Origin of the sequence: Moraxella sp. FZFQ2102 (assembly GCF_024137865.1) — a bacterium.
In the GTDB taxonomy this organism is placed as follows: domain Bacteria; phylum Pseudomonadota; class Gammaproteobacteria; order Pseudomonadales; family Moraxellaceae; genus Moraxella.
In genome coordinates this window covers 1738501-1751787 of sequence record NZ_CP099960.1, presented here as the reverse complement: position 1 = coordinate 1751787, position 13287 = coordinate 1738501, and the positions used below count along the sequence as shown (strand labels likewise).

General features: G+C 45.9%; 11 protein-coding genes and 1 pseudogene. 5 read left to right on the top strand and 7 right to left on the bottom strand.

Annotation, left to right across the window (positions count from 1 at the left end; translation table 11 throughout):
• Positions 1 to 4: 4 nt before the first annotated feature.
• Both NGM44_RS08275 and NGM44_RS08270 read left to right on the top strand, forming a co-directional pair.
• Positions 5 to 874, top strand: coding sequence for a metallophosphoesterase (locus tag NGM44_RS08275; protein WP_253223201.1), 870 nt, complete (start codon positions 5 to 7; stop codon positions 872 to 874).
• A 352-nt stretch (positions 875 to 1226) separates the two neighbouring features.
• Positions 1227 to 1643, top strand: coding sequence for a hypothetical protein (locus tag NGM44_RS08270; RefSeq protein WP_253223200.1), 417 nt, complete (start codon positions 1227 to 1229; stop codon positions 1641 to 1643).
• Positions 1644 to 1695: 52 nt separating this feature from the next.
• Here the strand turns inward: NGM44_RS08270 and NGM44_RS10860 are convergent, their stop codons facing one another.
• From NGM44_RS10860 to NGM44_RS08260, 3 genes are all read right to left on the bottom strand, one after another.
• Positions 1696 to 1821: a hypothetical protein gene (locus tag NGM44_RS10860; protein WP_256470630.1), complete on the bottom strand. Its 126-nt coding sequence runs from the start codon at positions 1819 to 1821 to the stop codon at positions 1696 to 1698.
• Between the two features lie 372 nt (positions 1822 to 2193).
• Positions 2194 to 3123, bottom strand: a complete 930-nt coding sequence (locus tag NGM44_RS08265; RefSeq protein WP_253223199.1) for an electron transfer flavoprotein subunit alpha/FixB family protein — start codon at positions 3121 to 3123, stop codon at positions 2194 to 2196.
• A 30-nt stretch (positions 3124 to 3153) separates the two neighbouring features.
• Positions 3154 to 3903, bottom strand: coding sequence for an electron transfer flavoprotein subunit beta/FixA family protein (locus tag NGM44_RS08260; protein ID WP_253223198.1), 750 nt, complete (start codon positions 3901 to 3903; stop codon positions 3154 to 3156).
• A gap of 344 nt (positions 3904 to 4247) precedes the next feature.
• Here NGM44_RS08260 and NGM44_RS08255 point away from each other — a divergent pair, with 344 nt between their 5' ends.
• A complete protein-coding gene (locus NGM44_RS08255; RefSeq protein ID WP_253224662.1) occupies positions 4248 to 5117 on the top strand; it encodes a DMT family transporter in 870 nt (289 codons plus the stop codon).
• On the opposite strand, the gene NGM44_RS08250 is transcribed toward NGM44_RS08255, so the two are convergent.
• From NGM44_RS08250 to NGM44_RS08240, 3 genes and pseudogenes are all read right to left on the bottom strand, one after another.
• Positions 5118 to 6590, bottom strand: coding sequence for a WG repeat-containing protein (locus tag NGM44_RS08250; RefSeq protein ID WP_253223197.1), 1473 nt, complete (start codon positions 6588 to 6590; stop codon positions 5118 to 5120). It lies immediately after the preceding gene.
• Between the two features lie 137 nt (positions 6591 to 6727).
• Positions 6728 to 7708, bottom strand: a pseudogene (pta, locus tag NGM44_RS08245) (phosphate acetyltransferase); the annotation flags it as partial.
• 484 nt (positions 7709 to 8192) lie between these two features.
• Positions 8193 to 9377 carry an acetate/propionate family kinase gene (locus NGM44_RS08240; protein WP_253223196.1) on the bottom strand — a complete coding sequence of 395 codons (1185 nt, stop codon included), beginning with the start codon at positions 9375 to 9377 and terminating at the stop codon, positions 8193 to 8195.
• Positions 9378 to 9749: 372 nt separating this feature from the next.
• Between NGM44_RS08240 and NGM44_RS08235 the strand changes: the two genes are divergently transcribed.
• Together NGM44_RS08235 and lysA are read left to right on the top strand one after the other, a co-directional pair.
• Complete coding sequence (locus NGM44_RS08235; RefSeq protein WP_228143904.1) at positions 9750 to 9899, top strand: lipoprotein; 150 nt, start codon at positions 9750 to 9752, stop codon at positions 9897 to 9899.
• Positions 9900 to 9934: 35 nt separating this feature from the next.
• Positions 9935 to 11245, top strand: a complete 1311-nt coding sequence (lysA, locus tag NGM44_RS08230) for a diaminopimelate decarboxylase (protein WP_253224661.1) — start codon at positions 9935 to 9937, stop codon at positions 11243 to 11245.
• A gap of 96 nt (positions 11246 to 11341) precedes the next feature.
• On the opposite strand, the gene uvrC is transcribed toward lysA, so the two are convergent.
• On the bottom strand, positions 11342 to 13213 hold the full coding sequence (gene uvrC, locus NGM44_RS08225) for an excinuclease ABC subunit UvrC (RefSeq protein WP_253224660.1): 1872 nt from the start codon (positions 13211 to 13213) through the stop codon (positions 11342 to 11344).
• Between the last annotated feature and the right edge of the window lie 74 nt (positions 13214 to 13287).

Below are 13287 nucleotides of genomic sequence, written 5' to 3'. Positions count from 1 at the left end.
TACTATGCGTCATTGGTTTGGCTCGATTCGGTTTTGGATAGCGGTTGCGATTTTATTGGTTATCAGTATCATCGCGACCGATGACCGCATCATCGTACGGCACTACACTTGGCAAGCACCGCATGGCTCACCTGCGACAGAGACGCTAAGCATTGCCATCATCACCGATTTGCACAGCTGTTTTTATGGCAATAACCAAAGCCAAATCATCGATGTCCTGACATCTCGACACATCGATGCCATCGTACTTGGCGGTGATATCTATGATGATGTATTGCCACAGACGCACGCAGATGTACTATTATCCCAGCTGTCTGCCATCACGCCCAATGTCTATTATGTCAATGGCAATCACGAACTGTACCTACCCCATGACGCCTATCAGCAGATAGAACAAAAAATCCGCCAATACGGTATCCACATCCTACATGGTCAAGGTCAAGCCATCAGTGCTGACAGTCCTGTGATGATTTGGGGTGTGTCAGATCCCTTCAGCGGTCGATTCGCACAGGATCTCAGGACGGTTGGGCAGCTTGCCAAGGCTCAAAAGCCCAATATCTTAATCAGCCATCGCCCTGAGCACATCACTGATTATACGCGCTATCCTTTTGACATCGTTATCAGTGGGCATGCACATGGTGGGCAGTGGCGTGTGCCATATCTAATCAATGGGTTATTTGCACCCAATCAAGGCATTCTGCCAAAATACGCTGGTGGCAGCTATCAACTGCCCAACCCATCAAGCCACAGTCAGCAGACACAGCTCATCGTCAGTCGTGGACTGGCTCGTGAATCGACACGCTATATCCCTAGGATTTTTAATCGCCCTGAAGTGGTGTTTTTGACCATCAATCCACAGTCGGGGCAGTTGTAAAGTGGTTGGGGTGTGTATTCTGCTGTACTTTTGCTCTCAACCGTGCGACCCATAAATCACCAAAGTGGCAATTGCATAAAATAAAGCTTTTGAAAATTCATATTTATTGCATTCGTATACAAACCCATCTCTTGAAAAAATTGATTCTCTTTATATTTTTCTGATACCATAAACCACTCCAGAGCCATCCCCAACCCATCTGTAATGCTTGCTAAATATAAACTCAGTTTCAGTGGTGCGTTGTACGCGCCCTATCATACTAAAAAAGTATGTCATTCCAATTCAGGGTAATGAAAATGATTTTAAGTAATATCTTAAACAGCTTAATAATTAAAATTGAAAGGATTGACAAATGAGTTTATTTGATGAAGCAGTGACAGCTTTGGATTATCCCAAGGTTCTTACAGGAAAGCAAAAGGATAATATTTTAGATTATTTTATAAATAATTTTCCTATCATGACAGCAGGAAATGGTAAGATTGATTGGGATTGCATATTAAATAATTCAGATATCCGTCATGCATCAGAGTTGTTGAAGTTGAAATCTATTATTGGGCAGAATCACTGTTGCATTATATGGAATGATGGTAATTTGCCAATTTTAGTAACAAGTCTAGAGAAGCTTGTTAGAGCCTTTGATGATGTAACTGCAGTGAGTTTTGACACTTGGATTTTGATCCCAAGCAAAAATATTGTTATTGAGCATTCATTTGGTGTGTTTAAAATTAATCTTAGTACAGTAGGGCGTGCACAGCGAACCATTAATTAACCGTTTCAGTGGTGCGTTGTACACATCCTACCATACTGCCGTATTTATTTAATTATGGTAATAAGATGGTGAACATCGTCCAGCACAACCACAGCCCTACAATAAAGACAGGCAGTAGCATAATGACGATGGCAAGCCAAGCAATGACTTTCAATAACTCTAAAAGCAAATCAAGCATCACAGACCTTGTGATAATCAATAGATATTAAAACTTAATTATGAGTGTTTTATTTATAAATGTCAATTTCAAAGTCAACAATCAGTTGAGCAACTCGTTAAGTACAGCAGAATGTTACAACACATCACTGAAATAGTTAAAACTAATGGCGTGCCGTGTGCATCCTACTTTGCTTCACCATTTCAATCTCAACAATTGATAAGCCAGTGTTAATTTTGTGGATTGATTAAGCCAGCGTATCATTTTTCGTGGTGTTTTTGGTGGTCATCAGCATACAAGGCGAACCAACCTAATACCAAACCAATCACCAAATAAAAAACCTTGAAACCATCACAGTTTCAAGGTTTTTGATATTTATCCAATCACAGCTGATTACAGCTTAGCAGTCAGCTCTGGCACAACAGTAAACAGATCGCCTTCTAGGAAATAATCCGCCACACCTGCGATTGGTGCTTCAGGATCGGTATTGATAGCGACGATGGTCTTAGAGTCTTTCATACCCGCCAAATGCTGAATCGCACCTGAGATACCTACAGCGATGTATAGATTTGGGGCGACGATTTTACCAGTTTGACCGACCTGCATATCATTCGGTACAAAGCCTGCATCCACCGCTGCACGGCTAGCACCCACAGCAGCACCCAGTTTGTCTGCCAGTGGCTCGATGTATTTGGTGAAGTTCTCACCGCTTGCCAGTGCACGACCACCTGAGACGACAATGCTCGCTGAAGTCAGTTCTGGGCGATCAGATACTGCTAGCTCTTCTTTGACGAAGCTTGATTTGCCCGCATCGGCCGCTGTCGCTACTGCTTCGATGGCAGCTGAGCCAGTCAGCTCTGCTGGCTCAAATGCTGTGCCGCGTACTGTGACGATAACGATTGATTCAGAAGTTTTGACCGTGGCGGTGGCGTTGCCAGCATAGATCGGACGCTCAAAGGTGTTGGCATCGACCACAGCAGTGATGTCTGAGACCATGCTGACATCCAGTAGTGCTGCGACGCGTGGCAGGAAGTTCTTGCCTGTGGTGGTCGCTGGTGCGACGATATGGCTATAACCTGCCGCTAGGTCTTTGACCAGTAGCGAGACATTCTCAGCCAGCTGATTGGCATAGGCAGCGTTATCTGCTACCAAAACTTTGCCCACGCCTGCGACTTTGGCAGCTTGTTCAGCGACTGCTTGACAGCCTGCACCTGCGACCAATAGATGCACATCACCACCCATCTGAGTCGCAGCGGTCACGGTCGCCAGTGTTGCTGATTTTAATTCTTTATTGTCGTGTTCTGCATAGACTAAAATTGCCATAATTCTTATCCTTAATCTGTAATAACCGTATTAGATGACGCGTGCTTCATTTTTTAGTTTGTCAATCAGCTCATCAACTGAAGCCACTTTGACACCTGCTGAACGCTCTTTTGGTGCAACCACTTTGATTGTCTCAAGCTTAGAAGTCATATCCACACCGAAGTCCGCTGGCGTTTTGGTTTCTAGTGATTTTTTCTTGGCTGCCATGATGTTTGGCAGTTTTGGGAAGCGTGGTTCATTCAGACGCAAGTCGGTCGTAATCACCGCAGGCAGTGGCAAGGCAACGGTTTGCAGACCGCCATCGATCTCACGAGTGACATTCACTTTATCACCCTCAACCACCACTTCTGATGCAAAAGTACCCTGACCCACACCCATCAGTGCTGCTAGCATCTGACCAGTTTGATTGTTGTCATCATCGATGGCTTGTTTGCCCAGTAGGACGATTTGGGCGCCTTCTTGTTCGGCGATACCTTTTAGGATTTTGGCGACTTGTAGCGGATAGGCTTTGGCATCAGTCTCAACCAAAATACCACGGTCAGCACCCAATGCCAATGCAGAACGGATTTGCTCTTGGGCTTGGGTTGTGCCAACACTCACTGCGATGATCTCAGATGCCACACCTTTTTCTTTTAGGCGTACCGCTTCTTCGATGGCGATTTCACAAAATGGATTGACAGACATCTTGGCATTGGCAAGCTCGACACCAGTTTCGTCAGCCTTGACACGCACTTTGACATTGTGATCGACGACGCGTTTTACCGCAACTAATATTTTCATAAAATCCTCTTTATCATTTGATGTAAGAAAAACCTAGTGAATAGGGTACACATTTAGTATGAATTTGTAAACCTTTTGGGGCAATTTTTTGGGGCAAAAATGGCGATTTTGACCACTCAGTCACATTGCTTGAAATCGCAAATTTTATCATAAACAACTCTCACCAAAAACTCAAACCACATTCATTCATAAGCCTAGAACGATTTGGCATAGCCGATCACATTTGAAGCGCATCAGGTAGATCGTCCTATGATACGCCCTGCCTTGATATACAGCCTAATGATAATCTGTTACAATGGCAAGTCCTGATTTTATAAGATATTCGCATGAAAACACTTGCCACGATGACCGATGAACAACAAGGCTACTTTTTTACTCTCATCACCATGCTGATTTGGGGGAGTTTTAGCCTGATTGCACGGCTGAACGCCTATTGGCAAATCCAAGTGTGGGATGTGCTTGCCATGCGATTTGGTATCGCTGCGTTGATTTTGATGCCGATTTTATGGCTCAAAAAAGACTATCGATTTTTGTTCGATTATCGCATGGTGCTGTTGGCACTGTCGGGCAGTATTGGCTATTGTGTGTTTGTGTATAGTGGATTTTTTTATGCGCCTGTGGTGCATGGCGTGGTGTTTTTGAACGGGACTTTTCCATTATTTGCCGCTCTGATCGCCTATCTGATGCTCGGGCAAAAAGTCGATCGCCAAACAGGTATCGGGCTATCCATCATCGTCATCACGCTGGCTTTGATGACAGTGATGATGTCAATAAAAGATGGTGGCTTTGGCGTGGGGGATGCGATGTTCATCGGCAGTGCGGTGTGCTGGGGGCTGTTTTCGGTACTGCTACGCAAATGGTCGTTTACGCCGTGGCAGGTGATGAGCGGTGTCGGCATCTGGTCGGCGGTGCTGTATCTGCCTGTGTATGCGGTATTTGTGACGCCACAGTTTGGTGATGTCAAGCCACTGCATTTGGCGGTACAGGGGCTATTTCATGGTGTCGCTGTGGTGATTGTGGCGACACTGACTTATGCTAAGGCGGTGGAGAAAATCGGACTGTTTAAGGCAGGTAGTATCGCCAATCTTGCCCCATTTATCGCAAGTATCCTAGCCGTGCCACTGCTTGGCGAAACACTCAATCCCATCATGGTCTGCGGTCTGATCGGTATGGCACTTGGCGCATTGCAGCCATGGCGGTGGGTGGTGCGCTGATCACCATCCCTTACGGGTGATATGACTGGTTTGACCATCTTTGATGGCCATGATAAAGTGCTTGTCGATCAGCCCGATCTCATCATAGATAAAATCAGTTTTTGCGACACCTTGGGTGTCGATGATGCCCCATTTGCCATCTTTTACCACAGCGATCACGCCATCGGTGACAGCATATGCCTGTGAAAATTCAAGCAAACTCATGTCCTTTAAAGGCTCATCATAGATAAAATCAATCACCGTTTGATTGTTTGAATTGATAAATCCCCATTTGTGATTTTTCTTGGCAGCTGCCAAGCCATCAACAAAATAATTCACCGCTTGATATTGCGGCTTGATGACCATCTTGGCATCACGATTCACAAATCCCCACAGTCCATCCTGCTTGACGGCCAAAAATCCATCACCTGTGATATACGCTTTTATTTCATCATAACTTAGTGGCTGTACGACTTTGCCATCACGATCAATGATGCCATATTTGCCCAACTTTTCGGCAATATACAGCTCTTCATCATATCTGATTAAGCCATCATAAGCCTGCGAGATGGGCTGGTTATGTTTATCAATCAAATACCACGCATCACCCGAGCGCACAACCGCCACGCCCTGCACGAACGCCTGCGCATCGTCATAGACGGATTCGATGATGGATCTGCCATGCGTATCGATATAGCCATATTTATCATGTTGTTTGATTGCGATCAGTCCATCGCCATAACGCACTGTTGAATCGCCTGATTCCGCCATCCAATCGGTGATAAAATGGAAATTTTGATCAAGCAATATACAGCCTTGATCATCCCGACATATTTTGGCGATCGCGCCATTGTCATCGGTGGTAATCAGCTGATTCTTGACAGGGACAAGCACTCTGCCATCGCCATCATATATGCCCATTTGGAGTTGATTATTATCAGGCGCATCAAACACAGTCAGCGCATATACAGGTTTGCTGTTAAAAATTGGTGCAAGCATTCCTTGAGTTAATGGTATGATTTCTTTACCCGTTATGTCAATCAAAGCAGAATATAGCCGCCCATCCTGATAACGAGTTGCAACCGCTCGATGGGAAGAAAAAACATCAAAACCACGTAAATGATCAATATCATCATAGTTAGGCTCAAGCACCCACGCACCTTTGGCATTGATCAGTCCTGTACCATCATAAGTCTTGACAATGGCGACGCCGTGGCGAAAAGGCTTGACCATCAAAGCATCAGACAAATCAATCATCAAATGACCATGCTGATCCAAAAAAGCATATTTGGCTGATGGTTTGTGCTGTGCCGCCAAAAACAGTCCTTCTTCACAGCTGCCAGTAAAGACCTCAAAATTATCAAATTCCAAAAAGCCATCATTGCCCAAATCGCCACCTTCTTCCAAAAATTGACATTGATTATCCATCTGTGCGGCGTGTGCTGTGGCAAATAATGATGCCAGTGACAGCAATAAGTACAGCCATTTTTTCATAGCTTTTCCAATTTCGTCATTTTGAATTTAAATTTAGTATATTTCATCATAAACTTGAGAAATACGCAACAAAAAAACCGCCCACCCATAGGCAGACGGTATTTGCTTAAGATGACTTGGTACCAGTCAGCCAATCATCAAACCGCTTGAATCGCAGTTAAGGCGATGGTATAGACGATGTCATCCACCAAGCAGCCACGAGATAGGTCATTGACAGGCTTGTTCAGACCTTGTAGCATTGGGCCGACAGCGATGACATTGGCGTTGCGTTGTACCGCTTTATACAGCGCATTACCCACTGATAGGCTTGGGAAAATAAAGACATTCGCCTGACCTGCTACAGGTGAGTTTGGTGCTTTTGATTTTGCCACACTCTCAACGACTGCCGCATCATATTGCAGTGGGCCATCGACTGCCAGCTCTGGCTTTCTTTGGCGTACGATTTCGGTTGCATTCGCCACCAAATCCACATCTGCGCCTGCGCCTGATGTGCCAGTTGAGTAGCTGATCATTGCTACTTTTGGCTCGATGCCAAAGGCTTTTGCCGAATCAGCGGTTTGGATAGCGATCTCTGCTAGCTCTTCGGCATTTGGATTTGGGTTCACTGCACAGTCAGCATAGACTGCGACAGATTCAGGCAATAGCATAAAGAAACAGCTAGATACTAAGCTGTACTGTGGTGCAGTTTTGATCAGCTGGAACGCAGGACGGATGGTGTTCGCTGTGGTGTGAATCGCACCTGATACCAAGCCATCGACATCGCCCATTTGTAGCATCATCGTGCCTAGTACAACGGTGTCTTGTAGTTGCTCTTTTGCCCCTGCTTCGTCAAGCTTACCCTTACGACGCTCAACCATCGGTGCGACATATTGCTCTTGCAAAGTGGCAGGATCGATGATTTGTAGATCGCTTGGTAGGGTTAGGCCTTTTTCATCAGCGACTTTTTGTACTTCATCTTTGGTCGCAAGTAGGATACAATCAGCAATGCCACGAGTTTGGCAAATCACCGCTGCTTCGACCGTGCGTGGCTCAGCACCTTCTGGTAGGACGATGCGTTTTTTGGCGGCTTGGGCTTTTTTGACAAGCTCAACACGGAACGCCGATGGTGATAGATTTGGCTTACGAGTGCTCGCTTTGATAAATGCTTTGGCATCGCCTGTGGTCGCGACTTCACCGACCACACGCTCGCCATACACTGCTTTGCCGATGCTAAGTAGTGCTGTGTTATCACCCACCAATACCACATCAGCATCTAGCGCTAGTGCCAAATCACGGTTGACTTGGTTGGCATACGGATGCTTTGGATTGATACCTGCCACGACCTTGATGGCGTCGCTGTTGTCGTTTGCTTTGGCATAGATCAGCTCAAGCAAATCATCTAGATTGTTCTTTGCCAAAGCTGTTTCAAATGCCGCTTGACCAAATGATGCAAATGGCAAAAACGCATTGTCAGCGGTTTTGGTTGCAAAGCCATCGATGTCAAATTCTTCGACAGGCACAAGTAAAATTGTCGTCATAGTTTTTCCTAAAAAAATATCTTTATCTAGCTGATTCATTTAAAATCAATCAAAAACGCACCGTCAACACAGTGCGTTTTTATTATTATAGACCAAGCACCGCACGGCTTTCGCTAGCGATTTGGAATTCTTCGTCAGTTGGGATAACCCATAGCTCAACCGCTGAATCTGCTGCGTGGAAGCTACCTTCTGCACCACGGAATAGCTCAGCATTTTTTGCCAAATCCGCTTTTGCACCGATGTGCTTGAGTGCACCAACGATGGCAGCACGCATATCAGCGCCATTTTCGCCCACGCCACCCGTGAATGCAATACCAGTCAGCTCAGGTAAAGCAGCGGTCAAGCCTAGGATATATTTAGCAGTGCGATAAGCGAACATTTGTAGTGCAAGTTTGGCATCTTCGTTGCCTTCTTTGTCAGCAGCTTCTAGGTTACGCATATCATTTGAGACGGTTGATACGCCCAATAGACCGCTCTTTTTGTTCAATAGTGTATCAATCTCATCGATCGACATACCTAGAGTACGGCTTAGATGGATGTGCAGACCTGGATCGACATCACCGCTACGAGTACCCATCATTAAGCCTTCTAGCGGGGTGATGCCCATGCTGGTGTCTTGGCTTTTGCCGTCATAGACCGCAGTTGCCGAACAGCCATTACCTAAGTGAGCGATGATCCAGCCGTGTGTGCCTGCTTTATCAGTTAGCTCGCTAGCACGGTTTGATACATAAGCGTGTGATGAGCCGTGGAAGCCATAGCGACGGATTTGGTGCTCAGTGTATAGTGCTTTTGGCACAGCATAACGATAAGCGTGCGCAGGCATGGTTTGGTGGAATGCGGTATCAAAAATCGCCACTTGTGGCAAATCAGGATAGATGCTATTGATCGCACGGATACCAGCAGCGTTTGCAGGGTTGTGTAGTGGTGCAAGTGCGGTCAGCTCATCGATGGTCGCTAGCACTTCATCAGTGATGACGGTCGCCGATTTGAATTTATCACCGCCATGTACGACACGATGACCCACTGCCACAGGCTTGTGTTCTTTGATTAGATCTTCTAGGATGACTTTTAGAGCATCAGCATGGACGCCGTTTGGAATCTCGATTACGGTTGCTTCGCCATCTAGGTTTTTGTGCTTGATGCGTGCTTCAGGGTTGCCCAAGCCTTCTGCCAAACCTTCGATACGGCTTTCGCCATCTTCGCTGATTAGGGCGTATTTGATTGATGATGAACCGCAGTTCAGGACTAGAGTAGGATTCACTAAGCTCATAAATGCTCCGATGTGATGGTAATTTTGTTGTCAATGTCCATGTGGGTCAGTCCACCCACTTTATTGTATGGATAACCAAATAAATTAACCCTGATTGCTTTGATTGTCAAGCCTTAAATCTTAGATTTCATTAAAATATTCCGCCATTTTGTCGATTGGTCGCTGTTTGTGTGAGATTTTTTGATGATATCTGTGCAAAATTATAACAAGTATTTGATTTTTCATCAGTTATTTTATTGCTAAATCATCCTGTGGCGATGAAAAATTTTGCCTGATTTTTACGCCCAAGCGATGCTAATTTATGCTAAAATGTCCTGATTTTTAATTACCCAACTCATCCGAACAATGCGGATGTATCCGATGGAAATAAGCATGATGAAAAAATCCGCTGTAGGGCTATTGGCTGCACTGGTGCTGACTTTGACAGGCTGCGGTCAAAAAGGCGCTTTGTACATTCCGACCGAGACTTCACCGATTATCCATGAAGATGGCACGGTCAGCCCAAATCCGAACGATTATTGATACACTTATTATTTGAATAGTATTGACAGATTATGATGAATTTTGTACCTGCAAGCCGCCTAACTGATGGCGTGCTTAGTATCGATGCCGCCGTTTTGGTGGATGCTTTGCCCTACTTTTCTTATGTGGATAATGTACTTCATATTGACGGTGTCAGTAGTGAAACTCTAAAATCACACTATGGTACGCCACTGTATGTCTATTCACGCCGTGCATTATTGGAGAATTATCAGTCTTATACGCAAGCATTTGGCGAGATTAATCATCAGATTTGCTATGCTGTCAAAGCCAATTCAAACCTAGCGGTACTAAAGACCTTGGCCGATGCCGGTGCAGGCTTTGATATCGTCTCAAAAGGCGAGCTGGCTCGTGTGCTACAAGTGACTGATGCCAAAAAAGTCGTCTATTCAGGCGTAGGAAAGACTCTTGATGATATCGAATATGCCTTGAATGCTGATATCCACTGCTTCAATGTCGAAGCGGTGAGCGAGCTTGACAGCATCAATAGTGTAGCGGCGAAGCTTGGCAAAGTCGCTCGCATCTCACTACGCATCAATCCAGATGTCGATGCCAAGACGCATCCGTATATCTCAACAGGCATGAAAGATAATAAATTTGGCATCAGTCATGAAGAGGCTATCAGTGCCTATCTGCACGCCAACAGCCTGCCACACCTACAAATCACTGGCATCGATTGCCATATCGGCTCACAACTGCTTGATGCACAAGGCTTTAGCGACGCACTTGATAAGCTGATTGAGCTCATTGACGAGCTGTCTGCCAATGGCATCACGCTTGATCATATCGATCTGGGCGGCGGTCTTGGTGTGCGTTATATTGACGAAAATCCCGTCAGTGTCGATGACTACGCAAAACTACTCTTGCCACGTCTAAAAGCACTGGGTCTCAAGCTATACCTAGAGCCAGGGCGTAGCCTAGTTGCCAATACAGGCGTACTACTAACCAGTGTCGATGTCCTAAAACCCACCGAATTTAAGAACTTTGCCATCGTCGATAGCTCCATGAGCGAGCTGATTCGCCCTGCACTGTATGAATCAGTGATGGCAATCATCCCAACCGATCTATCAAAGACAGGCGACGAGAAAGTCTGGGATGTGGTCGGCACAGTATGCGAATCCAGTGATTTTATCGGTAAAGATCGCCTGCTGTCCTTGTCTGTCGGTGATACTTTGGCGGTGGCTGGTGCAGGTGCTTATGGCTTTACGATGGCGAGCAACTACAACACTCGTCCACGCCCTTGTGAAGTGATGGTCGATGACGGTACGCATCGCGTGGTGCGTCAGCGTGAAGTGCTGTCAGATCTATGGCGTGATGAGATCGCCTAATCTTAATCTCTATCGCTTAGTCTGTATCATAAATTCCTATAAAAAAGATGAGTAAGATCAATAACTCATCTTTTTTTTGGTTTATGCGGTGCTGATTTAGCCGTGTAGTGCCTTATAAATCGTACTTGCCAAGACTTTGCCAATACCCTTGACTTCGCTGATGTCTTTTTCGGATGCACCCAGTAGCTGCCCCATGCCGCCAAAATGATTGAGCAAATCACGGCGACGCGTTGCCCCAAGTCCTGGAATGACTTCAAGCACCGAACCTGCTCGTTTCTTATCACGCTTTTTGCGGTGGGCAGTGATGGCGAAACGATGTGCTTCATCACGCACCTGCATGATTAGGTGCAATGCCTTGCTATCAGCAGGTAAGTCTAGCGGTTCATGATTGACAAAGTGTAGTACCTCAAGCCCTGCCTTACGCCCTTCGCCTTTTGCCACACCCACAAGCAAAGTATCATCTAGCTTAGCAAGTGCCGTCAGCACTTCGATGGCGATATTGAGCTGACCCTTACCACCATCAACAAGTAGCAAATCAGGCAGTGGCTGTTTGCTGTATCGCCGTGTCAGCACCTGTCTCATGGCGGCATAGTCATCGCCTGCGGTGATGTCATGGATGGCGTATTGGCGATAGTCTCGCTTGCGTGCACCACCTTGGTCAAACACCACACACGAACCAATCGCCGCTTCACCCATCGTATGACTGATGTCAAAACACTCAATACGATCAATGGTACGATCTGTCACACCATCAAGTGCCACTCTAAGTGCCTCAAAGCGCGCGTGCAGCTCTCGGTGATCTTTGAGCTGTGTGGCAAGTGCATTATTGGCATTGAGTGTGGCGATATTGAGCCAATCTGCTCGATGTGTCTGCACTCGGTGCTTGATGATGGTCTTATGCCCAAATTGACTTGCCAACGCCTCACTCACCGCATCAGCATCTTCAAGTGCGGCATTGATGATGATTTCACTTGGCAAATCATCACTCACCTGAAAATAAAACGACAGCAAAAACTCAGACAGTTTCTCACCCAGATGCTTGGCATCAGGCGCAATCTCATCAGGAAAATAATTCTTACCGCCCAATACCTGCCCACCACGCACCGTCAGTACATGAATCGCCGTCACACCTGCTTGCTCAGTGATGGCAAAGACATCTGCCTCGCCATCGAGTCGATATACCGACTGCTTGGCAGACAAATCATTAATCATCGTCAAGCGATCTCGATAAAACACCGCCTGTTCAAAATTCATCTGCGATGCTGCCTCTTCCATCTTGGCAACGAGCGTTGTTTGAATTTGCCCTGTATCACCCTGCAAAAATTTCAAGGTCGCATCAACATCAGCATCATATTCTGCCTGCGATACCATGCCGACACACGGTGCCTTGCAGCGTTTGATTTGGTATTCTAGACAAGGGCGTTTACGCTGATTAAAAAAATTATTGGTACAGCTTCTTAACATAAATAACTTTTGCATCAGTGCAAGCGACGTCTTGGCGCTCGTTGCTGATGGATAAGGTCCAAAGAATCGCCCTTGTACATGATTACCCTTACCCCGACCAATACCCAAGCGTGGAAATTTATCCGTACTGACATAGACATACAGATAGGACTTATCATCTCTTAGGATGACATTATAAGGCGGTAGATGATTTTTGATTAAATTTTGCTCAAGCAATAACGCTTCGGTCTCGCTGGTGGTGATGATGATTTCGACATCATAGATTCGCTGTACGAGTGCTTGAGTCTTTGGATGCTCGATGGTCTTGGCAAAGTAGCTATTGACCCGATTTTTGAGCGATTTGGCTTTGCCGACATATAAGATGTCGCCAGTTTTGCCCAGCATCTTATATACCCCAGGCAAGTTAGGCAAGCCTTTGACCAGCGCCGACAGATGTGCCTTACGATCGACACCATCCGCCAATACATTGCGTGACACCGCCTGCTTGGATGCTGGCAGCACCATCTCATCATCGATAGGCTCGTTCAACTCATCAATGAGTTGGTCTAAATCTGGTCGGTCTCGGTCGGTCGGCATAG